This is a genomic window from Citrobacter sp. LJND-P06, from assembly GCF_058188415.1.
In genome coordinates this window covers 4,637,279-4,664,232 of sequence record NZ_CP187317.1, presented here as the reverse complement: position 1 = coordinate 4,664,232, position 26,954 = coordinate 4,637,279, and the positions used below count along the sequence as shown (strand labels likewise).

Genomic DNA, 26,954 nt, shown 5'->3' with positions numbered 1-26,954 from the left:
GGCGGACTCCACTCGAACAAAAGTCGATAATGACAAAGGCTGAAACATTCATGATTGTTGGCGCACGTCGAAAAGACCCTGCATGAGGGTGACGCACGAACCGCTTTCTGCGGTTATACACGGGATCCTAAAGGCGACACCATGGCGCACCTGAAGAATGTCGCGTTAAAGCCTGACCAGGATCCGTTGAAACGATCAGGACCGCGGATCATAGCCTAAACTGCGCGAGAGATCTTCTGTTTCTCACAGATTCTTCCCGATTTATCCACAGGATGATCCAGAAGCGGGTAAGTGTAAACGATCCTGGGGAAGTGCTGCAGGATTTCGCACGCATATTGGAAAAATTACTGAGTAAAGCCACTTTGCTACTTAAACGATCTAATAAAGATCCCGTGCGATCCTTGCGCTTTGCCCGTCAGCCTTTATAATCTTCCCCCCGGCGCGTAATGCCCGTAATTACGGCGTTAATGCTGCTCATTTTCCACGCGAAAACGTGCGAAAAACGCAGGGATTTAAGGAAAGAGAATTGACTCCGGAGTGTACAATTATTACAATCCGGCCTCTTTAATCACCCATGGCTTCGACGTCCGTCGTTCGATGTTTGCTCGGATATCTGTAAAAGCCATTGAATTTATTCAAGTTTAGGTAGAAATCGCCATGAAACGCACTTTTCAACCGTCTGTACTGAAGCGCAACCGTTCTCACGGCTTCCGTGCTCGTATGGCTACTAAAAATGGTCGTCAGGTTCTGGCACGTCGTCGTGCTAAAGGCCGTTCTCGTCTGACCGTTTCCAAGTAATAAAGCTAACCCCTGAGTGGTTAAGCTCGCATTTCCCAGGGAGTTACGTTTGTTAACTCCCAATCATTTCACATTCGTCTTCCAGCAGCCACAACGGGCTGGCACGCCGCAAATCACCATCCTCGGCCGCCTGAATTCGCTGGGGCATCCCCGTATCGGTCTTACCGTCGCCAAGAAAAACGTTCGACGTGCCCATGAACGCAATCGGATTAAACGTCTGACGCGTGAAAGCTTCCGTCTGCGTCAGCACGAGCTTCCAGCAATGGATTTCGTGGTCGTGGCGAAAAAGGGGGTTGCTGACCTCGATAACCGTGCTCTCTCGGAAGCGTTGGAAAAATTATGGCGCCGCCACTGTCGCCTGGCTCGCGGGTCCTGATAGGCCTTATAAGGGTCTATCAACGCCTGATCAGTCCGCTGCTTGGGCCGCATTGTCGTTTCACGCCAACCTGTTCAAGCTACGGAATTGAGGCATTGCGCAGGTTTGGAGTGATAAAAGGCAGTTGGTTGACGGTGAAACGCGTATTAAAATGCCACCCTTTACACCCTGGTGGTGACGATCCCGTCCCACCCGGACCATTTGATACCAGAGAACACTAACGATGGATTCGCAACGCAATCTTTTAGTCATCGCTTTGCTGTTCGTGTCTTTCATGATCTGGCAAGCCTGGGAGCAGGATAAAAATCCGCAACCTCAGACTCAACAGACCACGCAGACAACGACCACCGCAGCGGGTAGCGCCGCAGACCAGGGCGTACCGGCCAGTGGCCAGGGGAAACTGATTACGGTTAAAACCGACGTGCTTGATCTGACCATCAACACCCGTGGTGGTGATGTTGAGCAGGCTCAGCTGCCGGCTTACCCGAAAGAGCTCGGTTCTAAAGAGCCGTTCCAGTTACTGGAAACAACTCCGCAGTTCATTTATCAGGCACAAAGTGGCCTGACAGGTCGTGACGGCCCGGATAACCCGGCTAACGGCCCACGTCCACAGTACAACGTCGAAAAAGACGCCTTTGTGCTGGCGGATGGTCAGAACGAACTGCAGATCCCGATGACCTACACTGACTCCGCTGGCAACACGTTTACTAAAACGTTTGTACTGAAGCGCGGTGAGTATGCTGTCAATGTGAACTACAGCGTGCAGAACGCCGGCGAAAAACCGCTGGAGATCTCCACCTTTGGTCAGTTGAAGCAATCCATCAATCTGCCTTCTCATCGCGACACCGGTAGCAGCAACTTTGCGCTGCATACTTTCCGTGGCGCAGCGTACTCCACGCCTGATGAGAAGTATGAGAAATACAAATTCGAGACCATTGCCGAAAACGAAAACCTGAACGTCAGCGCGCACAACGGCTGGGTGGCAATGTTGCAACAGTATTTCGCAACGGCGTGGGTTCCGCGTAATGACGGCACCAACAACTTCTATACCGCTAATCTGGGTAACGGCATTGCTGCCATCGGCTACAAATCTCAGCCGGTGCTGGTACAGCCAGGCCAGACTGGCGCGATGACCAGCACCCTGTGGGTCGGCCCGGAAATTCAGGATAAAATGGCGGCCGTTGCACCGCACCTGGATCTGACCGTGGATTACGGCTGGTTGTGGTTCATCTCTCAGCCGCTGTTTAAACTGCTGAAATGGATCCACAGCTTCCTGGGTAACTGGGGCTTCTCCATCATCGTTATCACCTTTATCGTTCGTGGCATCATGTACCCGCTGACCAAAGCGCAGTACACCTCCATGGCGAAGATGCGTATGCTGCAGCCGAAAATTGCGGCAATGCGTGAGCGTCTGGGCGATGACAAACAGCGTCAGAGCCAGGAAATGATGGCACTGTACAAAGCTGAGAAGGTTAACCCGCTGGGTGGCTGCTTCCCGCTGATCATCCAGATGCCAATCTTCCTTGCGCTGTACTACATGCTGATGGGCTCCATTGAACTGCGTCATGCGCCGTTCGCCCTGTGGATCCACGACTTGTCTGCACAAGACCCGTACTACATTCTGCCGATCCTGATGGGCGTGACGATGTTCTTCATCCAGAAGATGTCGCCGACCACGGTGACCGACCCGATGCAGCAGAAGATCATGACCTTTATGCCGGTCATCTTCACGGTGTTCTTCCTGTGGTTCCCGTCAGGTCTGGTGCTGTACTATATCGTCAGCAACCTGGTGACCATTATCCAGCAGCAACTGATTTACCGTGGTCTGGAGAAACGTGGCCTGCATAGCCGCGAGAAGAAAAGCTCCTGACAGTAAGTCATAGCTCTATGGAAGGCGGTCAAATGACCGCCTTTTTTATTTGTATTCAACGAGACATATCATGAGCCACAACGACACTATCGTCGCCCAGGCTACCCCACCGGGACGCGGTGGCGTCGGCATCCTGCGTATCTCCGGCCTCAAGGCGCGTGAGGTTGCCGAAGTTGTACTGGGCAAACTGCCAAAACCGCGTTATGCCGACTACCTGCCGTTTAAAGATGCCGATGGCACCGCACTCGACCAGGGGATCGCGCTGTGGTTCCCCGGCCCGAACTCGTTCACGGGCGAAGACGTACTGGAACTGCAAGGACACGGCGGCCCGGTGATTCTCGACCTGCTGTTAAAACGCATTTTGACGATCCCGGGTCTGCGCATTGCAAAACCCGGTGAATTCTCCGAGCGGGCGTTCCTCAACGATAAGCTCGATCTGGCCCAGGCAGAAGCGATTGCTGACCTGATTGACGCCAGTTCAGAGCAAGCGGCGCGTTCAGCGCTGAACTCGCTGCAAGGGGCGTTTTCCGCGCGCGTAAATCATCTTGTGGAAGCACTCACTCACCTGCGCATCTACGTGGAAGCGGCGATTGACTTCCCCGATGAGGAGATCGACTTCCTGTCGGACGGCAAAATTGAAGCGCAGCTAAATGGCGTTATCGCCGATCTCGACGCCGTGCGTGCTGAAGCGCGTCAGGGAAGCCTGCTGCGTGAAGGAATGAAGGTGGTCATTGCGGGTCGCCCCAACGCGGGTAAATCGAGCCTGTTGAATGCGCTGGCGGGGCGTGAAGCCGCGATAGTGACCGATATTGCCGGGACAACGCGCGACGTACTGCGCGAGCATATTCACATTGACGGTATGCCGTTGCACATCATCGACACCGCCGGTCTGCGCGATGCTAATGATGAGGTAGAACGTATCGGCATTGAGCGCGCGTGGCAGGAGATTGAACAAGCCGACCGCGTGCTGTTTATGGTGGACGGCACGACGACTGACGCGACCGACCCGGCAGAGATCTGGCCGGACTTTATCGCTCGTCTGCCTGCTAAGCTGCCGATCACTGTCGTGCGCAACAAAGCCGATATTACCGGCGAGACGCTGGGGATCAGCGAAGTGAACGATCACTCACTGGTTCGCCTCTCCGCCCGTACTGGCGAAGGTGTGGACGAGCTACGTGACCATCTTAAGCAAAGCATGGGCTTTGAAACCAATATGGAAGGCGGCTTCCTGGCGCGTCGTCGTCACTTGCAGGCGCTGGCAGAAGCCGCTGAGCATCTCCAGCAAGGGAAAGCACAACTGCTGGGTGCATGGGCTGGCGAACTGCTGGCAGAAGAACTGCGCCTGGCGCAGCAAAGCTTGAGCGAGATAACCGGGGAGTTTACCTCCGACGATCTGCTGGGGCGGATCTTCTCCAGTTTCTGTATCGGTAAGTAACCTCAAATAATAACCCTGCCTCTTCCGCATTAACGTTTTGTTAATGCGGAGCCTCCTTTAATTATTCGTGATTAATATCTCATATTAACAATTATGTTATATATTCTGGTTTTTAATTTACTGTGATTACAATCACAAGTGTTTAAGGTAACGGTAGACAAATAATTTTATTGCAATAATGTATCATGGTATCTAAATGAGGATAAGCATATCATGATTATCTTAAATTCATACATCACCTCAAAATGGTTTAACATCGATAATAAGATTGTCGATGACCGTCCTTAACGCATTTCATTTCTCTCTCTATATAATCAAAAATTAGATTCCGTATGATCTGATTTTTTGGTATGCCTTAAATAATTCAAGCTTCATGACTGACTGCAAAAGCAACCCGGTATTCTTGTGTCTATTCGGAATATGGGTAAATGAACGTCGCCTGTAGGCATGTAACCTGAAGCAGAACAGGTATACCGGTTAAACAAGAATGGCTGTTTTCAATAAACAGTCACAGGGAACGTTGTACCTAAATTAATTGAAGGGTTATATCATGGAAAATTTCAAACATTTACCCGAGCCATTTCGCATCAGAGTTATTGAACCCGTAAAACGTACGACCAGAGAACACCGTGAGAAAGCGATTATTGCCTCCGGAATGAACCCATTTCTTCTGGATAGTGAAGATGTCTTTATTGATTTACTGACAGACAGCGGCACCGGAGCTGTCACTCAGAATATGCAAGCAGCAATGTTGCGTGGCGATGAAGCCTATAGCGGTAGCCGTAGTTATTATGCTTTAGCCGATGCAGTAAAAAATATATTTGGTTATCAACACACAATCCCTACCCACCAGGGGCGCGGTGCAGAGCAAATTTATATCCCTGTATTAATAAAAAAACGCGAACAAGAAAAAGGGTTAGATAAAACCAGGATGGTCGCGTTCTCAAACTATTTCTTTGATACTACCCAGGGCCATAGCCAGATAAATGGCTGTACGGTTCGTAACGTCTATATCAAAGAAGCGTTTGATACCGGCGTGCGTTACGACTTCAAAGGCAATTTTGATCTGCAAGGGCTGAAAAGTGGTATTGAAGAGGTCGGCGCCAATAATGTGCCATACATTGTCGCAACCATTACCAGTAACTCAGCAGGTGGGCAGCCTGTCTCACTGGCAAACTTAAAAGCCATGTACCGCATTGCTAAAAAGTACGATATTCCCGTCGTTATGGACTCCGCACGCTTTGCTGAGAATGCCTATTTTATCAAGCAGCGCGAAGCTGAGTATAAAGACTGGAGTGTTGAAGAGATCACCCGCGAAACTTACAAATACGCAGATATGTTAGCCATGTCAGCGAAAAAAGATGCCATGGTTCCGATGGGGGGATTACTGTGTATCAAGGATGATACCTATTTCGATGTTTATACCGAGTGCCGTACCATTTGTGTCGTTCAGGAAGGTTTCCCCACCTATGGCGGCCTGGAAGGCGGTGCCATGGAGCGACTGGCGGTTGGCCTCTATGACGGTATGAACAATGACTGGCTGGCATACCGTATTGCGCAGGTTCAATACTTAGTTGATGGACTGGAAGAAATCGGCGTTGTGTGTCAGCAAGCGGGCGGCCACGCGGCGTTTGTTGATGCAGGTAAATTATTGCCGCACATTCCGGCAGAGCAGTTCCCGGCGCAGGCACTCGCATGTGAGTTATATAAAGTCGCGGGGATCAGAGCGGTTGAAATTGGTTCGTTTTTATTAGGTCGGGATCCAAAAACAGGCAAACAAATGCCTTGTCCTGCCGAGTTACTTCGGTTAACCATCCCTCGTGCAACCTACACCCAATCCCATATGGACTTTATTATTGAAGCATTTAAGCATGTTAAAGAAAATGCTGTAAACATAAAAGGATTAACATTCACATACGAACCTAAAGTGTTACGCCACTTTACGGCAAAACTCAAAGAAATCTAATAACATAATTAGAATGGCTATGGAAACATAGCCATTTCATTAATTGGCCTCCTGGTTTAAGGATGCATAATGGACGACAACTCAAACGCGAAACATTCTTCCTTTTGGGGAATAATGGTCATTGCAGGTACAGTAATTGGTGGAGGGATGTTTGCTTTACCTGTAGATCTCGCTGGCTCCTGGTTTTTCTGGGGGGCTTTTATATTAATAATCGCCTGGTTTTCAATGTTGCACTCCGGATTATTATTGTTAGAAGCTAACTTAAACTACCCAGTAGGTTCCAGTTTCAACACCATTACAAAAGATTTGATTGGCAATAAATGGAACATCGTAAGCGGTATCACGGTAGCATTTGTTCTCTATATTCTTACGTATGCTTACATCTCAGCAAATGGGGCAATAATAAGCGAAACCATTGCAATGAACTCAGGGCACCATGTTAACCCGCGTATCATTGGGATTAGTACCGCAGTTTTTGTGGCGTGTGTTTTATGGTTTAGTTCGTTAGCGGCCAGCAGGATCACATCATTATTCTTAGGTTTAAAAATAATTGCCTTCGTGGTTGTTTTTGGCTCTTTATTCTTCCAGGTTGATTACTCTATATTACGCGACATCAGTGTTACAACGAACAATGAGGTGTCGTATTACCCCTATGTATTAATGGCAATGCCTGTCTGTCTGGCTTCTTTTGGTTTTCATGGCAACATTCCCAGCCTTATCATTTGCTACGGAAAAAGAAAAGATAAGCTAATCAAAAGCATTGTTTTTGGTTCTCTGCTGGCCCTCTTTGTTTATCTGTTCTGGCTGTATTGCACGATGGGGAACATCCCACGCGAGAGCTTTAAAGAGATTATTTCGTCAGGTGGGAACGTTGACTCGCTGGTAAAATCCTTTCTCGGCACAAAACAGCATGGCGTCATTGAGTTTTGTCTTCTCGTTTTTTCGAACTTAGCCGTTGCCAGCTCTTTCTTCGGTGTCACCTTAGGGCTTTTTGATTATCTTGCCGATCTTTTTAAAATTGATAATTCACACTCAGGTCGTTTTAAAACGGTACTATTAACCTTTATACCTCCTGCGGTTCTGTACTTAATCTTTCCTAATGGGTTCATTTACGGGATTGGCGGCGCGGGGCTTTGTGCCACAATCTGGGCGGTTATCATTCCTGCCGTTCTGGCCATGAAATCCAGAAAGAAGTTTCCAAACCAAATGCTGACAGTCTGGGGTGGTCTCGCGATCCCTTCGGTCGTCATTATTTTTGGTGTCGTGGTTATTTTTTGCTGGTTTGGAAACGTATTTAATATCTTGCCCAAATTTGGTTGAGTACGTTTAGTTTGTCGTGAAGCATACGCTAACAGAGAGATCGAAAACGCTGTTGGCGTATGTTTTCCTTTTTCATTTTCCTTACAGGAAATCACTGTTGTCCAAATGGCAACTCGTCTCACAGAACACCTCCCCGTATGCTTAGCGCCACGCTTATCGTGAGGACGCTATGACCCGCTTTCTACTCTGCAGTTTTGCCCTTGTTTTACTCTATCCCGCCGGTATTGATATGTATCTGGTGGGTTTACCGCGAATTGCCGCCGATCTGAAGGCCAGTGAAGCGCAGTTGCATATTGCGTTCTCTGTCTATCTGGCCGGGATGGCAACCGCCATGTTATTCGCCGGAAAAGTGGCCGACCGCTCCGGGCGTAAACCTGTTGCCGTCGTCGGTGCGGTGATATTCATCTTTGCCTCTACGCTCTGTTCGCTCGCGCAGGACGGTTCGATGTTTTTAACCGGACGCTTTATTCAGGGCATTGGCGCGGGGTGCTGCTACGTGGTGGCCTTTGCCATCTTGCGCGATACGCTGGACGATCGCCGCCGGGCGAAAGTACTGTCACTGCTTAACGGAATAACCTGTATTGTCCCGGTGCTGGCGCCGGTTCTGGGGCATCTGATCATGCTTCGATTCCCGTGGCAAAGCCTGTTTTACACCATGATTGCGATGGGCATCGCAGTGTGCCTGCTGTCATTGTTCATCCTGCGGGAAACACGCCCAACCACCCCTTCATCGTCTTCATGCTCGCCACAAAGTGCAGAGTCGCTGATCAATCGTTTTTTCCTCAGCCGTCTGGCAATCACCACGCTGAGCGTCTCGGTTATCCTCACCTTTGTGAATACCTCACCGGTACTGCTGATGGAAGTGATGGGTTTTGATCGCGGTGAATATGCCACCACCATGGCACTGACCGCTGGCATCAGCATGGCCGTTTCGTTCTCTACGCCATTTGCGTTAGGCGTGTTTAAGCCACGTACATTAATGGTTACCTCACAGGGGCTGTTTCTGGCGGCAGGCGTGGTGCTCAGCCTCGCCACCAGCAACGCGGTGACACTGTTTGGCCTGACGCTTATCTGCGCGGGTTTCTCGGTCGGCTTTGGCGTGGCAATGAGTCAGGCGCTGGGTCCCTTTTCTTTGCGGGCTGGCGTCGCCAGTTCAGCGCTGGGGATTGCACAGGTTTGCGGTTCGTCGCTGTGGATTTGGCTGGCCGCCATTGTTGGCATCAACGCGCTGAATATGCTGATCGGGATTCTGATTGGTTGTAGCATAGTCAGCCTCTTGCTGATTATGCTCGTCGCACCCAACAGGTCTGCACCCGACCATGAAGAAATCCATCACCAGTCTCGATCTTAATTTGTTGTTATGCCTGCAGCTTCTGATGCAGGAGCGCAGCGTAACCAAAGCGGCGAAACGGATGAGCGTTACCCCTTCGGCAGTGAGCAAATCGCTGTCGAAGTTGCGGGCATGGTTCGACGACCCGCTGTTCGTGAATACGCCGCTCGGACTGACGCCAACGCCGCTGATGCTGAGTATGGAGCAGAATCTGGCGGACTGGATGCAGATGGGTAATCAACTGCTGGATAAGCCGCATAACGAGACGCCACGAGGGCTGAAGTTCGATCTGGTCGCCGAGACGCCGCTGATGATGATCATGTTCAATTCTCTGTCGCAACAGATCTATCAGCGCTATCCGCAGGCCTCCATTAAAGTCCGCAACTGGGATTACGACTCGCTGGACGCCATCACGCGTGGCGAGGTCGATATTGGTTTTACCGGCCGTGAGAGCCATCCACGTTCGCGAGAGTTGCTGAGCCTGCTGCCTTTATCGATCGATTTTGAAGTGCTGTTCACCGACTTACCGTGGGTATGGCTGCGGGAAGATCATCCGGCGCTGCGGGAAGAGTGGAATCTTGAAACCTTCCTGCGCTATCCGCATATCAGCATCTGCTGGGAGCAAAGCGATACCTGGGCGCTCGATGACGTGCTGCAGGAGATGGGGCGTAAACGCAACATCGCCTTAAGTCTACCTGGGTTTGAACAATCGCTGTTTATGGCGGCGCAACCCGATCACTCGCTTCTGGCGACCGCGCCGCTTTATTGTCAGCGTTATAACCAACTCCACCAACTCCCGTTAGTTGCGCGCCCCTTGCCTTTTGACGCCGCACAGCGGGAAAAGCTCATGGTGCCGTTCACCCTCCTCTGGCATAAACGCAACAGCCATAACCCGAAAATTGTCTGGTTAAGGGAGACACTTAAAGCCCTCTACAGCCCCCTTTCCTGACGCTGAATTAGCCATTTAGGTAAGGGAAATGTAAATGTCACGTAAGGTACCCTGATTCAGTCGAATTTTTGCGCGGTTAAGTCTGTCCATAATTCATGTAAATGTTACTCTCATAATAATCACGGACCATTAATCACGGAGCGAAAAATGGCGACACATTTTGCCAGAGGGATTCTGACGGAGGGACATTTAGTTTCAGTCCGGCTCCCTTCTCAATGCCATATTGAGGCCAATAATCTTCCCACTCATCGCCGCACGCGGTTCCTTGCCTCCCGGGCCTTACTCGCTGAACTGATGTTTATGCTTTATGGCATCAGCGAACTACCAGAGATAGCTGTCCAGGCGAAAGGCAAACCCACGTTTCGCGATCGCAACCTGCCCGATTTCTCCATCGCATACGCCGGAAATATGGTCGGCATTGCGCTGACAACCGAAGGCGAATGCGGTCTGGATATGGAGTTGCAACGTGCAACCCGTGGCTTTCACAGCCCACATTCAGCAGGAAACCCGGTGTTCTCCAGCAATGAAACCCTGTGGATCAACAATCAAAACGACCCTAATGAAGCACGTGCGCAGCTCATCACCTTGCGCCAGAGCGTACTGAAACTCACTGGCGATGTCCTCAACGATGACCCACGAGAGCTCCAGTTGATCCCCGTTGCTGGTCGTCTGAAGTGCGCTCATGTTGCACAAATCGAAGCCCTCTGCGATGCGGAAGATGTGCTGGTATGGTCGGTTGCCGTCTCGCCCGCCATTGAAAAGCTGAAGGTTTGGGAGTTTGATAGTCAACAGGGGTGGAAAAGCCTGCCCGATATCCAGACTCGCGCCAACGCATCCACCGGTCGCCTGATGCGATTCGCCCAATTATCCACCGTTAAATCGTGTACACATAACTGACCCGGCCACATCCCGGCCATCATGATGAAAAAGGAGTAATCATGTCTGAAACGTTGAAGGTTGTTACGTTACTGGGGAGCCTGCGCAAAGGCTCATTTAATGGGATGGTTGCCCGTACCCTGCCAAAAATTGCCCCGACAGGCATGGAAATCAACGCATTGCCGTCCATTGGCGACATCCCATTGTATGACGCCGATCTGCAACAAGAAGAGGGTTTTCCGCAGAGCGTAGAAGCGCTGGCGGATCAAATTCGTCAAGCGGATGGGGTGGTCATTGTGACGCCGGAATATAACTACTCCGTACCGGGTGGCCTGAAAAATGCCATCGACTGGCTGTCCCGCCTGCCCGACCAGCCACTGTCTGGAAAACCGGTGCTGATCCAGACCAGTTCAATGGGCGCTATCGGCGGCGCGCGCTGTCAGTATCATCTGCGTCAGATTCTGGTTTTCCTCGACGCCATGGTAATGAATAAGCCTGAATTTATGGGTGGCGTGATTCAAAACAAAGTGGATCCGCAAAATGGCGAAGTGATTGACCAAAGCACGCTGGATCATCTGACGGGTCAACTGACCGCGTTTGGCGAGTATATTCAGCGGGTTAAAGCATAAAAAAAGCCCGGCGACAGTGCCGGGCTTTGATTTGAAATGATTTATGTGGTTATGCCTGATGGCGCTTCGCTTATCAGGCCCACGAACCCACGTGGCCTTGTAGGTCGGGTAAGCGCAGCGCCACCCGACAAAAATACAGAGCTATCGCCAATCAGTGCGCGTCGATAAACACAATCTTCAGTATGAACAGCAACGCCACTACAACCACGCAAGGGCTGAGATCGCGCAAGCGACCGGTGCCGATTTTCATCACACAGTAAGAGATAAAGCCCAGCGCGATACCTTCAGTGATAGAGAAACTGAACGGCATCATCACGGCGGTGATAAAGGCCGGTACGGACTCGGTTAAATCGTCCCACTTCACGCGCGCAAGGCTGGAGGTCATCAGTACACCGACATAAATCAGCGCACCCGCGGCCGCATAACCCGGCACCATTCCCGCCAGTGGCGACAGGAAGATAACCAGCAGGAACAGCAAGCCCACGACAACCGCCGTCAGACCGGTACGTCCACCAACTGAAACACCGGAAGAGGATTCAATATACGCCGTCACGGAAGAGGTGCCGATAAACGAACCCGCCACCGAGGATACGCTGTCGACAAACAGCGCCTGTTTCATACGTGGGAACTTCCCTTTCTCATCGGCCAGACCCGCTTTGTCGGTCACGCCAATCAGCGTACCGGAGGAGTCAAACAGGTTAACCAACATGAAAGAGAAAATGACGCCAGCCAGACCCAGATTCAGTGAACCGGCCAGATCCACATGGCCAATCACAGTCGTGACGCTTGGCGGCGCAGAGACGATACCGTTGTAGTGCACATCACCCAACATCCAGCCCAGCAGCGTTGTGACCACGATAGACACCAGCACCGCCGCGTGAATGTTGCGCGATGCCAGAATAGCGATGATAAAGAAACCCAGCACGCCCAGCAGAACGCTGTGCGACGTCAGATTTCCAATCGCCACCAGCGTGTCTTTATTGGCGACAATGACACCGGCATTTTTCAGCCCCATCATGCCAATGAACAAGCCGATACCGCTGGTGATGCCTACGCGCAGACTGACCGGAATATTGGCAATCATCCAGTAACGTACGCGGAAGATGGTCAACAACAGCAGACCAACAGCGCCCCAGAAAATGGCGCCCATCCCGACCTGCCACGGCAGGCCCATTGCCTGAACCACAACAAACGCGAAAAAGGCGTTCAGACCCATTGCAGGTGCCAGCGCGACCGGCAGGTTGGCAAACAGGCCCATCAGGATGCTACCAAATGCAGCAATCAAACAGGTGGTGACGAAGACAGCGCTGGTATCCATGCCAGCAACGCCAAGAATTTGTGGGTTAACAAAAACGATATAGACCATCGTCAGGAAGGTCGTGAAACCGGCGATCACTTCGGTGCGTGCCGTCGTGCCGTGTTCGCGCAGTTTAAACACGCGTTCCAGCATACCCTGACCAGAAGCCTGGGTTGTGTGTTGTTGACTCATTATCAATTTCCGAACAAGGAGGGAAAATTCGTCGCTATCCTATACCAAAATGCGACAATAGGGGCGGTTGCGAGATACTTTTTTTCATTGATTTTGCTTATACGGCAACGATTGCGTCTCTCAATTCTGCATTACGTAAACGTTAAACTTGCAAAAAAGGAAAGGCATGTCCCAGATTGAAGCGGTATTTTTTGACTGCGACGGTACGCTGGTCGACAGCGAAGTGATCTGTTCCCGTGCGTATGTCGCCATGTTCCAGGAATTTGGCATAAAGCTCGATCTCGAAGAGGTGTTTAAACGCTTTAAGGGTGTAAAACTCTACGAGATTATCGACATCATCAACGAAGAGCATCATATTGCGTTGGCGAAAACTGAGCTGGAACGCGTCTTCCGCGCCGAGGTCGCACGCCTGTTCGACACGGAACTTGAAGTGATCGCGGGTGCAAACGCCTTGCTGGACAGCATGACGGTGCCAATCTGCGTCGTCTCTAACGGCCCGGTCAGTAAAATGCAGCATTCCCTGGGAAAACTGGGCATGTTGCACCACTTCCCGGAAAAACTGTTCAGCGGCTACGACATTCAACGCTGGAAGCCAGACCCGGCGCTGATGTTCCACGCAGCAAAAGCGATGAACGTCAATGTGGAGAACTGCATTTTGGTGGATGACTCTTCCGCTGGCGCACAGTCAGGAATTGATGCGGGTATGGAGGTGTTTTACTTCTGCGCCGATCCGCACAACAAACCGATCGATCATCCCAACGTAACGACCTTTACGGATTTGGCGCAGTTGCCGGAATTGTGGAAGGCGCGCGGGTGGGATATTACGCGTTAATAAAAAGCCGGATGGCGGCTGCGCTTATCCGGCCTACAGGATCTGTGGTTTTTTAGGGCGGGTTAGCGAAGCGCCACCCGCCAATAAAATCACTCTTTAGGGTCTTTTCCCGCCAGCAGTTTATCCAGCTCATCGCCGCCGACGTGACGGAAATCCTGCCCTTTCACGAAGTAGAAGATGTATTCACAAATGTTCTGGCAGCGGTCGCCGATTCGTTCAATCGAACGTGCGCAGAACAGCGCTGTCAGTACGCTCGGAATGGTTCGCGGATCTTCCATCATGTACGTCATCAACTGACGCACGATGCCTTCATATTCCTGGTCGACTTTTTTGTCTTCCCGGTAGATACGTACCGCTTCATCCAGATCCATGCGCGCAAACGCATCCAGAACGTCATGCAGCATCTGTACAGTGTGGCGACCCAACGATTCCAGACTCACCAACAGCGGCTGATGCTGAGAAGAGAACTTCTCCAGCGCGGTACGACAGATTTTATCGGCAACGTCGCCAATACGTTCCAGCTCCGCGATAGTTTTGATGATCGCCATCACCAGACGCAGGTCACTGGCCGTTGGCTGACGTTTGGCGATGATGCGCACGCAGGCTTCATCAATCGCAACTTCCATCATGTTGACCTGTTTGTCGCCTTCAATCACGCGCTTTGCCAGTTCACCGTCCTGGTTGTGCATGGCGGTAATGGCGTCAGACAGTTGCTGTTCCACCATCCCGCCCATGGTCATCACCTGAGTGCGAATGCTCTCCAGTTCAGCGTTGAACTGGCCGGAAATGTGTTTATTAAGATTGAGGTTATCCATGTTGCACTCCTGAATCAGCCGTAGCGACCGGTGATGTAGTCTTCTGTTTGCTTTTTAGCGGGCTTGGTGAACAGATCGTCCGTGTTACTGAACTCAATCAACTCGCCCAAATACATAAACGCCGTGTGGTCGGAACAACGCGCCGCCTGCTGCATGTTGTGCGTTACGATAACCACGGTGTAATCCTGCTTCAGCTCGGTGATCAGCTCTTCAATACGCCCTGTGGAAATGGGGTCCAGCGCTGAACATGGCTCATCCAGCAGCAACACTTCCGGACGAATAGCGATACCGCGCGCGATGCACAGACGCTGTTGCTGGCCACCGGAGAGAGAGTACCCGCTCTGGTGCAATTTATCTTTGGTTTCGTTCCACAATGCGGCCTTGGTCAAAGCCCACTGAACACGCTCATCCATGTCGGCGCGGGAGAGCTTCTCAAACAGACGCACGCCAAACGCGATATTGTCGTAAATGGACATCGGGAACGGTGTCGGCTTCTGAAACACCATGCCCACTTTAGCGCGCAGCAGCGCGATATCCTGGGTATTGGTGAGAATATTGTCGCCATCCAGCAGAATTTCGCCTTCCGCGCGTTGATCGGGGTAGAGCGAATACATTTTGTTAAAGGTGCGCAGCAACGTGGATTTACCACAGCCAGATGGGCCGATGAATGCCGTCACCTGGTTCTTCGCGATATCCAGGTTGATGTTCTTCAGGGCATGGAATTTGCCATAGTAGAAGTTCAAATCACGAACCTGAATCTTACCTTGGGCTGTCTCAACCATACTCATTTCAATCTCTTCCTCATTCGACGCCGCCTTCGCCGCGCCGCAAAATTGTGCCTGATGACGCTACGCTTATCAGGCCTACCAATATGTGCGTAAAAAATTAACCGTGTTTATTCTTGGCAAAAATGACGCGCGCGAGAATATTCAGCAGCAGAACGCACAGGGTGATAATCAACACACCAGCCCAGGCCAGTTGCTGCCATTCAGCAAACGGACTCATCGCAAATTTAAAGATGGTCACCGGCAAGTTGGCGATCGGCTGCATCATGTCGGTGCTCCAGAACTGGTTCGAGAGCGCGGTAAACAGCAGCGGGGCGGTTTCACCCGCGATACGCGCAATCGCCAGCAGAATACCGGTCATGATGCCGGAGACTGACGCCTTCAGGGTAATCGCAGAGATCATCTTCCACTTTGGCGTACCCAGCGCATAAGCCGCTTCACGCAGGCTATCCGGCACCAGTTTCAACATGTTCTCTGTGGTTCGAATGACGATAGGCACCTGCAGCAACGCCAGCGCAATCACACCTGCCCAGCCGGAGAATTGTTCCATCTGCGCGACCACAATGGTGTAGACGAACAGACCGACCACAATCGACGGAGCAGAAAGCAGAATGTCGTTGATGAAGCGAATGACTTCAGACAGCCAGGATTTGCGGCCATATTCCGCCAGATAAATCCCCGCCATAATGCCCAGTGGCGTACCCAATACGGTCGCCCACAGAATGAGTAAACCACTACCGGCCAGGGCGTTTGCCAGACCGCCGCCCGCCGTATTAGGCGGTGGCGTCATTTCGGTGAACAGCGCCAGCGACATGCCGTCGATACCGCGTACAACGGTAGAGAACAGGATCCAAATGAGCCAGAACAGCCCGAACGCCATAGTCGCCATGGAGAGCGTCAGCGCGATGCGGTTTTTCATGCGACGACGCGCCTGCATTTTGCGGCGGGATTCCGCCAGCGCGGCAGTAGATTGCATCTCGATCGTAGCCATTAGCGTGCCCCCTCGTTCTTAGCAAGGCGCATGATCATAAATTTAGACGCTGCCAGGACGATAAAGGTGATGACGAACAGGATCAGGCCCAGTTCCATCAGCGCGGCAACGTGCAGCCCCGATTCTGCTTCGGCAAACTCATTCGCCAGCGCAGAGGTAATACTGTTGCCCGGCATATACAGCGAGGCGCTGTCGAGCTGGTAGGTGTTACCGATGATAAAGGTTACCGCCATGGTTTCGCCAAGCGCACGACCTAACCCCAGCATAATGCCGCCAATCACCCCATTTTTGGTGTAAGGCAGAACAATACGCCAGATAACTTCCCAGGTGGTGCAGCCAATGCCGTAGGCCGACTCTTTCATCATCACCGGGGTCTGTTCGAATACATCACGCATTACCGCCGCAATGTAGGGGATTATCATGATAGCGAGGATCACACCAGCGGCTAAGATACCGATACCAAAAGCCGGGCCTGAGAACAGTGCGCCAACAAACGGAATGTTGGAAAGGACGTTCCCTACCGGCTCCTGGAACCAGGTCGCAAACAGCGGGGCGAAAATAAACAAGCCCCACATGCCGTACACGATACTCGGAATAGCGGCCAGCAGTTCAATCGCGATCCCCAGCGGACGTCTCAGCCAGTTTGGCGCCAGTTCCGTTAAAAATAAGGCAATGCCGAAACTCACCGGAACGGCGATCAGCAAGGCGATAAATGAGGTTACCAGCGTGCCATAAATGGGAACCAGCGCACCGTAGATATCGTTTGGCGCGTCCCACTCTTTGGTCCACAGGAACGAAAAGCCAAACTTCTGGATACTTGGCCAGGAGGAGATGATCAGAGAGACAATAATGCCGCCCAGCATCAATAGCACAAGCAGCGCAGCCAGTTTTACCAGCGCGCTGAATATCATGTCACCCTTTTTACCCGGTGGGTTAAAAGCAGGCTTAGTTGCAGCCATAAATTACTCTTTCCGTTGAACGCGTTTACGAAGTTGCCCAAGCCGGATGGCGCTACGCTTATCCGGCTTATCTATCGGGCCTACAGTCTGAACCGTAGGGCGGACAAGCGTAGCGCCATCCGCCAATTCGTCAAAGATATTCTGTTAATACAGCGCTTTACCGCTGCTGTCTTTCACGTTGGTTTTCCACGCAGCGCGAACCTGCTCAACCACGCTGTCTGGCAGGCTGGCATAATCCAGGTCGTTAGCCTGCTTGCCGCCATTTTTGTATGCCCAATCGAAGAATTTCAGCACTTCAGCGCCCTGCTCAGGTTTTTTCTGCACTTTGTGCACGAGGATGAAGGTCGTGGAGGTAATTGGCCACGCGTCTTCACCTTTCTGGTTCGTCAGATCCTGAGCGAATGATTTGCTCCAGTCAGCGCCTTTTGCCGCGTTGGCGAAGTTCTCTTCAGTCGGGCTTACCGGCTTACCATCGGCGGAGATCAGTTTGGTGTAGGCCAGGCTGTTCTGTTTGGCATACGCGTATTCAACGTAGCCAATGGAACCCGGCAGACGCTGTACGAACGCGGCGATACCGTCGTTACCTTTACCACCCAGACCGGTCGGCCAGTTTACTGTCGAGCCGGAACCGACTTTCGATTTCCACTCTTCGTTCACTTTCGCCAGATAGCTGGTAAAGACGAAGGAAGTACCGGAGCCATCAGCACGACGCACAACGGCAATATTCTGAGAAGGCAGTTTCAGACCAGGGTTCAGTTTGGTGATGGCTTCATCGTCCCACTTTTTGATTTTGCCGAGGTAGATGTCACCCAGTGTTTTACCGTCCAGCACCAGCTCACCAGACTTCAGACCTGGGATATTCACCGCCAGCACCACACCACCGATCACCGTCGGGAACTGGAACAGATCTTCCTGAGCCAGCTTTTCATCAGACAACGGGGCATCAGATGCGCCGAAATCAACCGTATTTGCAGTAATTTGTTTAACACCACCGGAGGAGCCGATACCCTGGTAATTGACTTTATTACCGGTCTCTTTCTGATAGGTATCTGCCCATTTGGCATACACTGGCGCAGGAAAAGTTGCACCTGCACCTGTCAGGCTTGCCGCTGCGTTTACAGCGAAAGCGCTCATGGATAAGGTCGCGGCGACAACAGTTGCGACAGTGGTACGCATAACTTTCATAATGTCTCCTGCAAGATTCGTAAATCATTGTTAAGTGGCTACGATAAGCAAAATAGGACAAACAGGTGACAGTTAAATGTACGAAATATGACAGTTTTATGACAACAAAAGAAGTGGTGCTCATTTTCTAAAAAACATCATAAAGAAACAATGCGTTACGTGTTTTTATGGCACTAATATTTCGCAGAAATTTTCTTTTTATGACACTGAAACAGTAGCTGAATATGACGCTTTGTGACATGAAAAAGAGGGGGGATGCTTCAAAAAAAACGGGGATAAAAAATGCCCCGCTTTCGCAGGGCATTTCACAGATTATTCAACCGTAACCGATTTTGCCAGGTTACGCGGCTGATCCACGTCGGTGCCTTTGATCAGCGCCACGTGATACGCCAGCAATTGCAGCGGTACCGTATAGAAGATCGGCGCAATGGCCTCTTCCACATGCGGCATTTCAATAATGTGCATATTATCGCTGCTGGTGAATCCGGCATCCTGATCGGCGAAGACATACAACTGACCGCCGCGCGCGCGAACTTCTTCAATGTTGGATTTCAGTTTTTCCAACAGTTCGTTGTTCGGAGCCACTACAATAACCGGCATGTCTGCATCAATCAGCGCCAGCGGGCCATGCTTCAGTTCACCTGCGGCATAGGCTTCTGCGTGAATATAAGAGATCTCTTTCAGTTTCAGTGCGCCTTCCAGCGCAATCGGATACTGATCGCCACGACCCAGGAACAGCGCGTGGTGTTTGTCAGAGAAATCTTCAGCCAGCGCTTCAATGCGTTTATCCTGAGACAGCATCTGCTCAATGCGGCTCGGCAGTGCCTGCAGGCCGTGAACGATGTCGTGCTCAATAGAGGCATCCAGGCCTTTCAGACGCGCCAGTTTCGCCACCAGCATCAGCAGAACGGTCAACTGAGTGGTAAATGCTTTCGTGGAGGCAACACCGATTTCGGTACCGGCATTGGTCATCATCGCCAGGTCAGATTCACGAACCAGGGAAGAGCCCGGAACGTTACAAATCGCCAGGGAACCCAGATAACCCAGCTCTTTCGATAAGCGCAGACCGGCCAGCGTATCGGCCGTTTCGCCAGACTGCGAAAGGGTGATCATCAGGCTATTGCGACGCACGGCGGATTTGCGATAGCGGAATTCAGACGCGATTTCCACGTCACACGGGATCCCTGCCAGAGATTCAAACCAATAGCGGGATACCATACCGGAGTTGTAGGAAGTCCCGCAGGCGATAATCTGAATGTGCTCGACCTGAGCCAACAGTTCGTTCGCCTTCGGCCCCAGCTCGCTCAAGTCCACTTCACCGTGAGTAATACGTCCGGTCAGGGTATTTTTGATAGCGTTAGGCTGTTCGTAGATCTCTTTCTGCATGTAGTGGCGATAAATACCTTTATCACCGGCGTCGTACTGCAGATTGGATTCGATATCCTGACGTTTCACTGCCGCGCCCGTTTTATCGAAAATAGAGACGGAACGACGGGTCACTTCCGCAATATCGCCTTCTTCCAGGAAGATGAAGCGACGGGTGACAGGCAGCAGCGCCAGCTGATCGGAAGCGATAAAGTTCTCACCCATACCCAGACCAATGACCAGCGGGCTACCAGAGCGAGCCGCCAGCAGCGTATCCGGTTTACGGGTATCCATGATAACAGTACCGTACGCGCCGCGCAGTTGCGGGATAGTACGCAGCACGGCTTCACGCAGAGTGCCGCCTTGTTCCAGTTCCCAATGCACCAGGTGAGCAATCACTTCGGTGTCAGTTTCAGAAACAAACGTATAACCACGCGCCTTCAGTTCTTCGCGCAGCGGTTCATGGTTTTCGATGATGCCGTTATGCACCACCACAATGTGCTCAGAAACATGCGGATGCGCATTCGCTTCTGAAGGTTCGCCGTGGGTTGCCCAACGGGTATGAGCAATACCTGTACCGCCGTGCAACGGGTGTTCTTCTGCGGCCTGTGCCAGCATCTGAACTTTACCGAGGCGACGCAGACGGGTCATGTGCCCTTCGTTGTCGACCACAGCCAGGCCCGCAGAGTCATAGCCGCGGTATTCCAGACGACGTAAACCTTCGAGAAGGATTTCTGCTACATCACGTTGCGCGATAGCGCCAACAATTCCACACATAGTTTTTAATTCCGATTTTGGCAGTATGCCAGTCGTTGTCGGTCAACCTGTATGCCCGTATTTTCGGGCGCCCCGAGCCTTGTAGAGAGTGGGGTTATTTTTATAAGTACTGCTTTTTGGGCGGGGGATTATGTTATCCCCTCAACCCTGTTTGCCGGAGGGCAGCGTAAACGCGTTGCCCGGCCTACAAAATTTGAATTTACTTCTTCTTCACCGGACGCTTCCAGCCCTGCTTATGGACTTGCGGTACACGGCTTATCACCAGTTCGTTATCAGCGACGTCACGAGTAACGGTAGTACCCGCCGCGATCGTCACCCCTTTGCCCACTTTTACTGGCGCTACCAGTTGGGTATCAGATCCGACAAACACATCATCGCCAATAATGGTTTTAAACTTGTTCGCGCCATCGTAGTTACAGGTGATCGTACCTGCACCAATGTTCACGTTATCGCCAATTTCAGCATCACCCAGGTAGCTCAGATGACCGGCTTTCGAGCCTTTACCCAGACGCGCTTTTTTCATCTCGACAAAGTTACCGACGTGCGCGCCTTCCAGCAGTTCAGCACCTGGGCGCAGACGCGCGAACGGGCCAATAGTACACGCCGTTGCCAGATGTGCATCTTCCACTACGCTGTATGGGCTGATTTCACAATCGTCGCCAATCACACTGTTTTTGATAACGCAGCCCGCGCCAATCTTCACGCGATGACCGAGCGTAACGTTGCCTTCGATGATAACGTTAGTATCAATTTCAACATCCCGCCCGTGCGATAACGTACCGCGCAGGTCAAAACGCGAAGGATCACGCAGCATAACGCCCGCCAGCAGCAGCTTTTCAGCCTGCTCAGACTGGTAAACGCGTTCCAGACGGGAGAGTTGCAGACGGTTGTTCACGCCTTCCACTTCGCTGAGTCTGTCAGGGTGAACGGCGGCGATTTCGCGGCCTTCCTGGTACGCCAGCGCAATAATGTCGGTGATGTAATACTCGCCCTGAGCATTGTTATTCGTCAGTTTTGACAACCAACGTTTCATATCTGCGCCGTTGGCAATCAGGATACCGGTATTAATTTCCTGGATCTGACGTTGCTCGTCGCTTGCATCTTTGTGCTCAACGATACCGGTGACCTTACCGTTTTCACGCGTAATACGGCCATAGCCGGTGGGATCATCCAGCTTCACCGTCAGCAAACCAATGCCGCCCTGCGGTTTTGCATCACGCAGGCGCTGCAATGTGTCGATTGAAATCAGCGGTACGTCGCCATAGAGCATTAAAATGTCTTCGTCGTCGCCAAAGAATGGCGCAGCCTGCTGCATCGCATGACCTGTACCCAACTGCTCGGCCTGCAAAACCCAATTCAGGTTGTCTTCTTTCAGTGTCTGCTTAAGCAGATCGCCACCGTGGCCATAGACCAGATGAACGTGAGATGCGCCAACTTCATTAGCTGCATCAATGACATGCTGAACCATCGCTTTTCCCGCGAGGGTATGGAGCACTTTAGGAAGATCGGAATACATGCGTGTGCCTTTACCTGCGGCAAGGATCACTACGCTCATAGCACTGTTCAACATACGCATCCTGACTGTGATAAGAGAACGAATTTATACCGTTTCACATTGAAAATACTACATTTTTTTCGCCGTGAAATGGGGTGTAGATAAAATGCTCATCAGGGGTCTTTCCCCACAAGATAATGAGACATTTTCGTCCATCGTCGCGCCTTTTGTCTTCTGAAAAGTAAGACATACCTCTCATTAAGTCCTTAGGCTAATGTTTTTGCTCTTTTTTTGATCCATGAATAAAGGATAAGAAAGGGCTTAAAAAGCGGGAAACCGAAGAAAAGGCAAAAAAAAACCAGCCTGAATTCAGACTGGTTTTTATGCTTTCAAGCCGGTGTTACATCGCTTTTTTGGTCAACTCGATAACGCGCAGTTTGGCGATCGCTTTGGCCAGTTCCGCAGATGCCTGAGCGTAATCCACGTCACCATGAGAGCTCTTAATGTGCTCTTCAGCCTTACGTTTCGCTTCCAGGGCTCTCGCTTCATCGAGATCCTGCCCGCGAATCGCGGTATCAGCCAGTACGGTCACGTTGCCAGGCTGCACTTCAAGAATGCCGCCGGACAGGTAGATAAACTCTTCATGACCGAACTGTTTAACGATGCGGATCATACCAGGCTTAATGGCGGTGAGCAGCGGGGCGTGGCCCGGGTAAATACCCAGTTCACCTTCACTACCCGTTACCTGGATTTTTTCGACCAGACCAGAGAACATTTGTTGCTCTGCGCTGACGACGTCCAGGTGGTAAGTCATTGCCATATCACCCTCCGATTAAGGCGTTAAAGTTTTTTGGCTTTCTCGACAGCTTCTTCGATGGTGCCAACCATATAGAACGCCTGCTCTGGCAGGTGATCGTATTCGCCATCCATGATGCCTTTAAAGCCACGGATAGTATCTTTCAGCGATACGAATTTACCTGGAGAACCGGTAAAGACTTCAGCAACGAAGAATGGCTGGGACAGGAAGCGCTGAATTTTACGCGCACGTGCTACCACCAGTTTGTCTTCTTCGGACAGTTCGTCCATACCCAGGATCGCGATGATGTCTTTCAGTTCCTGGTAACGCTGCAGGATGGACTGAACGCCACGCGCGGTGTCGTAGTGTTCCTGACCAACGACCAGCGGGTCCAACTGACGGCTGGTGGAGTCCAGCGGGTCAACGGCCGGGTAGATACCCAGAGAGGCTATCTGACGGCTCAGTACCACGGTTGCATCCAGGTGAGCAAAGGTGGTGGCTGGTGATGGGTCAGTCAAGTCATCCGCAGGTACGTATACCGCCTGAACGGAGGTGATAGAACCGGTTTTGGTAGAGGTGATACGTTCTTGCAGAACACCCATCTCTTCCGCCAGCGTCGGCTGATAACCTACCGCTGAAGGCATACGGCCCAGCAGTGCGGATACTTCAGTACCGGCCAGGGTATAACGATAGATGTTATCAACGAACAGCAGAACGTCACGACCTTCGTCACGGAACTTCTCAGCCATGGTCAGGCCGGTCAGCGCAACGCGCAGACGGTTTCCCGGTGGCTCGTTCATCTGGCCATAAACCAGGGATACTTTATCCAGAACGTTAGAGTCGGTCATTTCGTGGTAGAAGTCGTTACCCTCACGAGTACGTTCACCCACGCCTGCAAACACGGAATAACCGGAGTGCTCGATCGCGATGTTACGGATCAGCTCCATCATGTTTACGGTTTTACCTACACCCGCACCACCGAACAGACCGACTTTACCGCCTTTCGCAAACGGGCAGATCAGGTCCATTACTTTGATACCGGTTTCCAGCAATTCCTGAGAGCTGGACAGCTCTTCATAAGAAGGTGCTGCGCGGTGAATCGCCCAACGTTCTTCTTCGCCGATGTCGCCTTTCATGTCGATCGGCTGACCCAGGACGTTCATGATACGACCCAGAGTTGCTTTACCTACCGGGACTTCGATCGGGTGCTCGAGGTCTTTAACTTCCAGACCACGACGCAGACCGTCGGAAGAACCCATGGCGATAGTACGTACGATACCACCACCGAGCTGCTGCTGAACTTCCAGCACCAGGCTTTCATTACCATTCATAACCTCAAGAGCATCGTACACGCGCGGTACGGCATCCTGAGGGAATTCGACGTCAACCACGGCGCCGATTACCTGGACAATTTTTCCAGTAGCCATCTTGAATCCTCTACGAATTAACCTGGTTATACCGCGGATGCACCACCGACGATCTCGGTGAGTTCCTGAGTAATGCTGGCCTGACGAGCTTTGTTGTATACCAACTGCAGCTCTTTAATCAGGCTGCCGCCATTGTCGGTCGCGGCTTTCATCGCCACCATACGTGCGGCCTGCTCGCTGGCCAGGTTTTCTACCACACCCTGATAAACCTGAGATTCAACGTAACGACGCAGCAGGGTATCCAGCAGCGGTTTCGGGTCGGGTTCATACAGGTAATCCCAGGCTTTTTGTTTTAACTCTTCATCTTCCGATGCCGGTAATGGCAGCAGTTGAGTGAGAGTTGGCACCTGAGACATGGTGTTAATAAATTTGTTGCTGACAACGTACAGTCTGTCCAGACGGCCTTCATCATAGGCCTGCAGCATCACTTTAACCGGACCGATCAGTTCGGACAGGGAAGGGTTATCCCCCATACCGGTTACCTGAGCAACCACATTACCGCCAACGGAGCTAAAGAAAGACACGCCCTTAGAGCCGATCATTGCGAGTTCGCTCTGAACGCCTTTTTCGGACCATGCTTTCATATCTGCCAGCAGTTTTTTGAACAGGTTAGTGTTCAAGCCGCCACACAGACCACGATCGGTCGACACCACCAGGTAGCCCACGCGTTTAACGTCGCGTTCTTCCAGGTAAGGGTGCTTATATTCCAGATTACCATTCGCAAGGTGACCAATCACTTTGCGCATGGTCTCTGCATAAGGACGGCTGGCCGCCATGCGCTCCTGCGATTTACGCATTTTGGAAGCGGCGACCATCTCCATCGCTTTAGTGATCTTCTGCGTGTTCTGGACGCTTGCGATCTTACTACGTATCTCTTTTGCGCCGGCCATGAGCTTCTCCTCAATGCCTTGCGGTCTGCCCTAAGACAGACCGCCAGACGTTACCAGGACTGGGTTGCTTTGAAGGAATCGAGGATAGCTTTCAGCTTGCCTTCGATTTCATCGTTATAGCTACCGGACTGGTTAATCTCTTGCATCAGCGGAGCGTGGTCACGGTCGACATAAGCCAGCAGAGCAGCTTCGAAACTACCGATTTTCGCCAGTTCCACATCTTCGAGGTAACCGCGTTCAGCCGCAAACAGCACCACACCCTGTTGTGCAACAGACATTGGGGCATACTGTTTCTGCTTCAGCAGTTCAGTGACTTTCTGACCGTGGCTCAGCTGCTTACGCGTAGCGTCATCCAGGTCGGAAGCGAACTGAGAAAACGCGGCCAGTTCACGATACTGTGCCAGTGCGGTACGAATACCACCGGACAGTTTCTTGATGATCTTGGTCTGCGCTGCGCCACCTACACGAGATACGGAGATACCCGGGTTAACCGCCGGACGAATACCGGAGTTAAACAGGTTGGTTTCCAGGAAGATCTGACCATCGGTAATGGAAATTACGTTGGTCGGAACGAACGCAGAAACGTCACCCGCCTGGGTTTCGATAATCGGCAGAGCGGTCAGGGAGCCGGTTTTACCTTTAACTTCACCGTTGGTGAATTTCTCAACGTATTCCGCGTTAACGCGGGATGCGCGCTCCAGCAGACGGGAGTGGAGGTAAAATACGTCGCCCGGGAATGCTTCACGTCCTGGCGGACGACGGAGCAGCAGGGAAACCTGACGATAAGCAACAGCCTGTTTGGACAGGTCATCGTAAACGATCAGTGCATCTTCACCGCGGTCACGGAAGTATTCGCCCATTGCGCAACCGGCATATGGCGCCAGGTATTGCAGTGCAGCGGATTCAGACGCGGTCGCCACAACAACGATGGTGTTGGACAGAGCATTATGCTCTTCCAGTTTACGCACCACGTTAGAAATGGTGGACGCTTTCTGGCCGATAGCCACGTACACACATTTGATGCCGGAATCGCGCTGGTTGATGATCGCATCGACTGCCATTGCGGTTTTACCGGTCTGACGGTCACCGATGATCAATTCACGCTGACCACGACCGATTGGGATCATGGCATCAACGGATTTATAACCGGTCTGAACCGGCTGATCGACGGACTGACGTTCGATTACGCCCGGTGCGATAACTTCGATTGGCGAGAAGCCATCGTTATCAACCGGACCTTTACCGTCGATAGGGGAACCCAGAGTGTTCACCACACGCCCCAGCAGGCCACGGCCAACCGGAACTTCCAGAATACGACCAGTACACTTAACTTTCATGCCTTCGGCAAGGTCAGCATACGGCCCCATCACAACGGCACCTACGGAGTCGCGCTCCAGGTTCAGTGCGATAGCGTAACGGTTACCCGGTAGGGAAATCATCTCACCCTGCATACAGTCGGCAAGGCCGTGAATGCGGATAACACCGTCACTTACAGAAACAATAGTACCTTCGTTGTGAGCTTCGCTCACAACACTGAACTGAGCAATGCGCTGCTTGATCAGTTCGCTGATTTCGGTGGAATTCAGTTGCATGCTCCAG

General features: G+C 51.7%; 26 protein-coding genes. 14 read left to right on the top strand and 12 right to left on the bottom strand.

What is annotated here, in order from left to right; translation table 11 throughout:
* Positions 1-272 precede the first annotated feature (272 nt).
* The 13 genes from ACO7SM_RS21980 (at position 273) to ACO7SM_RS21920 (ending at position 11,549) form a co-directional block, all read left to right on the top strand.
* Positions 273-428 carry a hypothetical protein gene (locus tag ACO7SM_RS21980; RefSeq protein ID WP_490469208.1) on the top strand — a complete coding sequence of 52 codons (156 nt, stop codon included), beginning with the start codon at positions 273-275 and terminating at the stop codon, positions 426-428.
* A 229-nt stretch (positions 429-657) separates the two neighbouring features.
* The gene (gene rpmH / locus ACO7SM_RS21975) at positions 658-798 is read left to right on the top strand and encodes a 50S ribosomal protein L34 (protein WP_003849659.1); all 141 of its coding nucleotides are present in this window, start codon (positions 658-660) and stop codon (positions 796-798) included.
* Positions 799-814: 16 nt separating this feature from the next.
* Positions 815-1,174, top strand: coding sequence for a ribonuclease P protein component (gene rnpA / locus ACO7SM_RS21970; RefSeq protein WP_042287256.1), 360 nt, complete (start codon positions 815-817; stop codon positions 1,172-1,174).
* Positions 1,138-1,395: a membrane protein insertion efficiency factor YidD gene (yidD, locus tag ACO7SM_RS21965; protein ID WP_015585463.1), complete on the top strand. Its 258-nt coding sequence runs from the start codon at positions 1,138-1,140 to the stop codon at positions 1,393-1,395. Before rnpA ends, yidD begins: the two co-directional genes overlap by 37 nt.
* A 2-nt stretch (positions 1,396-1,397) precedes the next feature.
* Positions 1,398-3,044 carry a membrane protein insertase YidC gene (gene yidC, locus ACO7SM_RS21960; protein WP_203359510.1) on the top strand — a complete coding sequence of 549 codons (1,647 nt, stop codon included), beginning with the start codon at positions 1,398-1,400 and terminating at the stop codon, positions 3,042-3,044.
* 70 nt (positions 3,045-3,114) lie between these two features.
* Positions 3,115-4,479: a tRNA uridine-5-carboxymethylaminomethyl(34) synthesis GTPase MnmE gene (gene mnmE / locus ACO7SM_RS21955; RefSeq protein WP_490469207.1), complete on the top strand. Its 1,365-nt coding sequence runs from the start codon at positions 3,115-3,117 to the stop codon at positions 4,477-4,479.
* A 213-nt stretch (positions 4,480-4,692) separates the two neighbouring features.
* Positions 4,693-4,767 carry a tryptophanase leader peptide gene (gene tnaC, locus ACO7SM_RS21950; protein WP_192614432.1) on the top strand — a complete coding sequence of 25 codons (75 nt, stop codon included), beginning with the start codon at positions 4,693-4,695 and terminating at the stop codon, positions 4,765-4,767.
* Positions 4,768-5,029: 262 nt separating this feature from the next.
* Positions 5,030-6,445 carry a tryptophanase gene (tnaA, locus tag ACO7SM_RS21945; RefSeq protein ID WP_490469206.1) on the top strand — a complete coding sequence of 472 codons (1,416 nt, stop codon included), beginning with the start codon at positions 5,030-5,032 and terminating at the stop codon, positions 6,443-6,445.
* Positions 6,446-6,514: 69 nt separating this feature from the next.
* Entirely contained in the window at positions 6,515-7,765 is a 1,251-nt protein-coding gene (tnaB, locus tag ACO7SM_RS21940; RefSeq protein WP_490469205.1) for a low affinity tryptophan permease TnaB, read from the top strand.
* A gap of 169 nt (positions 7,766-7,934) precedes the next feature.
* A complete protein-coding gene (locus tag ACO7SM_RS21935) occupies positions 7,935-9,116 on the top strand; it encodes an MFS transporter (RefSeq protein ID WP_490469204.1) in 1,182 nt (393 codons plus the stop codon).
* Positions 9,085-10,044 carry an HTH-type transcriptional regulator YidZ gene (yidZ, locus tag ACO7SM_RS21930; RefSeq protein ID WP_490469203.1) on the top strand — a complete coding sequence of 320 codons (960 nt, stop codon included), beginning with the start codon at positions 9,085-9,087 and terminating at the stop codon, positions 10,042-10,044. The genes ACO7SM_RS21935 and yidZ overlap by 32 nt, the downstream gene beginning before the upstream one ends.
* A gap of 147 nt (positions 10,045-10,191) precedes the next feature.
* Positions 10,192-10,941 (top strand): 4'-phosphopantetheinyl transferase family protein, encoded by a 750-nt coding sequence (locus tag ACO7SM_RS21925; RefSeq protein WP_490469202.1) that lies wholly within the window; start codon positions 10,192-10,194, stop codon positions 10,939-10,941.
* Between the two features lie 41 nt (positions 10,942-10,982).
* Positions 10,983-11,549, top strand: a complete 567-nt coding sequence (locus ACO7SM_RS21920) for an NADPH-dependent FMN reductase (RefSeq protein ID WP_490469201.1) — start codon at positions 10,983-10,985, stop codon at positions 11,547-11,549.
* Positions 11,550-11,700: 151 nt separating this feature from the next.
* On the opposite strand, the gene adeP is transcribed toward ACO7SM_RS21920, so the two are convergent.
* On the bottom strand, positions 11,701-13,038 hold the full coding sequence (gene adeP, locus ACO7SM_RS21915; protein ID WP_203359504.1) for an adenine permease AdeP: 1,338 nt from the start codon (positions 13,036-13,038) through the stop codon (positions 11,701-11,703).
* A 166-nt stretch (positions 13,039-13,204) separates the two neighbouring features.
* Between adeP and yieH the strand changes: the two genes are divergently transcribed.
* Positions 13,205-13,870, top strand: a complete 666-nt coding sequence (gene yieH, locus ACO7SM_RS21910) for a 6-phosphogluconate phosphatase (RefSeq protein WP_490469200.1) — start codon at positions 13,205-13,207, stop codon at positions 13,868-13,870.
* A gap of 89 nt (positions 13,871-13,959) precedes the next feature.
* Here the strand turns inward: yieH and phoU are convergent, their stop codons facing one another.
* The 11 genes from phoU to atpA form a co-directional block, all read right to left on the bottom strand.
* The gene (gene phoU / locus ACO7SM_RS21905) at positions 13,960-14,685 is read right to left on the bottom strand and encodes a phosphate signaling complex protein PhoU (protein ID WP_162382308.1); all 726 of its coding nucleotides are present in this window, start codon (positions 14,683-14,685) and stop codon (positions 13,960-13,962) included.
* Positions 14,686-14,699: 14 nt separating this feature from the next.
* Positions 14,700-15,473, bottom strand: a complete 774-nt coding sequence (gene pstB, locus ACO7SM_RS21900) for a phosphate ABC transporter ATP-binding protein PstB (protein ID WP_490469199.1) — start codon at positions 15,471-15,473, stop codon at positions 14,700-14,702.
* Positions 15,474-15,570: 97 nt separating this feature from the next.
* On the bottom strand, positions 15,571-16,461 hold the full coding sequence (pstA, locus tag ACO7SM_RS21895; RefSeq protein ID WP_192614023.1) for a phosphate ABC transporter permease PstA: 891 nt from the start codon (positions 16,459-16,461) through the stop codon (positions 15,571-15,573).
* Positions 16,461-17,420, bottom strand: coding sequence for a phosphate ABC transporter permease PstC (pstC, locus tag ACO7SM_RS21890; protein ID WP_490469198.1), 960 nt, complete (start codon positions 17,418-17,420; stop codon positions 16,461-16,463). Before pstC ends, pstA begins: the two co-directional genes overlap by 1 nt.
* A gap of 144 nt (positions 17,421-17,564) precedes the next feature.
* Complete coding sequence (pstS, locus tag ACO7SM_RS21885) at positions 17,565-18,605, bottom strand: phosphate ABC transporter substrate-binding protein PstS (protein ID WP_490469197.1); 1,041 nt, start codon at positions 18,603-18,605, stop codon at positions 17,565-17,567.
* 312 nt (positions 18,606-18,917) lie between these two features.
* The gene (gene glmS, locus ACO7SM_RS21880; protein ID WP_490469196.1) at positions 18,918-20,747 is read right to left on the bottom strand and encodes a glutamine--fructose-6-phosphate transaminase (isomerizing); all 1,830 of its coding nucleotides are present in this window, start codon (positions 20,745-20,747) and stop codon (positions 18,918-18,920) included.
* 199 nt (positions 20,748-20,946) lie between these two features.
* Positions 20,947-22,317 carry a bifunctional UDP-N-acetylglucosamine diphosphorylase/glucosamine-1-phosphate N-acetyltransferase GlmU gene (gene glmU / locus ACO7SM_RS21875; protein ID WP_490469195.1) on the bottom strand — a complete coding sequence of 457 codons (1,371 nt, stop codon included), beginning with the start codon at positions 22,315-22,317 and terminating at the stop codon, positions 20,947-20,949.
* A 325-nt stretch (positions 22,318-22,642) separates the two neighbouring features.
* On the bottom strand, positions 22,643-23,062 hold the full coding sequence (locus tag ACO7SM_RS21870; protein ID WP_162382301.1) for a F0F1 ATP synthase subunit epsilon: 420 nt from the start codon (positions 23,060-23,062) through the stop codon (positions 22,643-22,645).
* A 20-nt stretch (positions 23,063-23,082) separates the two neighbouring features.
* A complete protein-coding gene (gene atpD, locus ACO7SM_RS21865) occupies positions 23,083-24,465 on the bottom strand; it encodes a F0F1 ATP synthase subunit beta (protein WP_162382300.1) in 1,383 nt (460 codons plus the stop codon).
* A 26-nt stretch (positions 24,466-24,491) separates the two neighbouring features.
* Positions 24,492-25,355 carry a F0F1 ATP synthase subunit gamma gene (gene atpG / locus ACO7SM_RS21860; protein WP_490469194.1) on the bottom strand — a complete coding sequence of 288 codons (864 nt, stop codon included), beginning with the start codon at positions 25,353-25,355 and terminating at the stop codon, positions 24,492-24,494.
* A gap of 50 nt (positions 25,356-25,405) precedes the next feature.
* Positions 25,406-26,947 carry a F0F1 ATP synthase subunit alpha gene (atpA, locus tag ACO7SM_RS21855; RefSeq protein ID WP_192614016.1) on the bottom strand — a complete coding sequence of 514 codons (1,542 nt, stop codon included), beginning with the start codon at positions 26,945-26,947 and terminating at the stop codon, positions 25,406-25,408.
* Positions 26,948-26,954: the final 7 nt, after the last annotated feature.

Bases quoted from the DNA above. Each gene is read 5' to 3' on its own strand.
- atpA (WP_192614016.1), bottom strand. From the start codon at position 26,947: ATGCAACTGAATTCCACCGAAATCAGCGAACTGATCAAGCAGCGCATT.
- ACO7SM_RS21870 (WP_162382301.1), bottom strand. From the start codon at position 23,062: ATGGCAATGACTTACCACCTGGACGTCGTCAGCGCAGAGCAACAAATG.
- atpG (WP_490469194.1), bottom strand. From the start codon at position 25,355: ATGGCCGGCGCAAAAGAGATACGTAGTAAGATCGCAAGCGTCCAGAAC.
- yidZ (WP_490469203.1), top strand. From the start codon at position 9,085: ATGAAGAAATCCATCACCAGTCTCGATCTTAATTTGTTGTTATGCCTG.
- glmU (WP_490469195.1), bottom strand. From the start codon at position 22,317: ATGTTGAACAGTGCTATGAGCGTAGTGATCCTTGCCGCAGGTAAAGGC.
- adeP (WP_203359504.1), bottom strand. From the start codon at position 13,038: ATGAGTCAACAACACACAACCCAGGCTTCTGGTCAGGGTATGCTGGAA.
- pstS (WP_490469197.1), bottom strand. From the start codon at position 18,605: ATGAAAGTTATGCGTACCACTGTCGCAACTGTTGTCGCCGCGACCTTA.
- atpD (WP_162382300.1), bottom strand. From the start codon at position 24,465: ATGGCTACTGGAAAAATTGTCCAGGTAATCGGCGCCGTGGTTGACGTC.
- pstC (WP_490469198.1), bottom strand. From the start codon at position 17,420: ATGGCTGCAACTAAGCCTGCTTTTAACCCACCGGGTAAAAAGGGTGAC.
- yidC (WP_203359510.1), top strand. From the start codon at position 1,398: ATGGATTCGCAACGCAATCTTTTAGTCATCGCTTTGCTGTTCGTGTCT.
- pstA (WP_192614023.1), bottom strand. From the start codon at position 16,461: ATGGCTACGATCGAGATGCAATCTACTGCCGCGCTGGCGGAATCCCGC.
- glmS (WP_490469196.1), bottom strand. From the start codon at position 20,747: ATGTGTGGAATTGTTGGCGCTATCGCGCAACGTGATGTAGCAGAAATC.
- ACO7SM_RS21935 (WP_490469204.1), top strand. From the start codon at position 7,935: ATGACCCGCTTTCTACTCTGCAGTTTTGCCCTTGTTTTACTCTATCCC.
- phoU (WP_162382308.1), bottom strand. From the start codon at position 14,685: ATGGATAACCTCAATCTTAATAAACACATTTCCGGCCAGTTCAACGCT.
- ACO7SM_RS21980 (WP_490469208.1), top strand. From the start codon at position 273: ATGATCCAGAAGCGGGTAAGTGTAAACGATCCTGGGGAAGTGCTGCAG.
- pstB (WP_490469199.1), bottom strand. From the start codon at position 15,473: ATGAGTATGGTTGAGACAGCCCAAGGTAAGATTCAGGTTCGTGATTTG.
- tnaA (WP_490469206.1), top strand. From the start codon at position 5,030: ATGGAAAATTTCAAACATTTACCCGAGCCATTTCGCATCAGAGTTATT.
- ACO7SM_RS21920 (WP_490469201.1), top strand. From the start codon at position 10,983: ATGTCTGAAACGTTGAAGGTTGTTACGTTACTGGGGAGCCTGCGCAAA.
- rpmH (WP_003849659.1), top strand. From the start codon at position 658: ATGAAACGCACTTTTCAACCGTCTGTACTGAAGCGCAACCGTTCTCAC.
- mnmE (WP_490469207.1), top strand. From the start codon at position 3,115: ATGAGCCACAACGACACTATCGTCGCCCAGGCTACCCCACCGGGACGC.
- ACO7SM_RS21925 (WP_490469202.1), top strand. From the start codon at position 10,192: ATGGCGACACATTTTGCCAGAGGGATTCTGACGGAGGGACATTTAGTT.
- yidD (WP_015585463.1), top strand. From the start codon at position 1,138: ATGGCGCCGCCACTGTCGCCTGGCTCGCGGGTCCTGATAGGCCTTATA.
- yieH (WP_490469200.1), top strand. From the start codon at position 13,205: ATGTCCCAGATTGAAGCGGTATTTTTTGACTGCGACGGTACGCTGGTC.
- tnaB (WP_490469205.1), top strand. From the start codon at position 6,515: ATGGACGACAACTCAAACGCGAAACATTCTTCCTTTTGGGGAATAATG.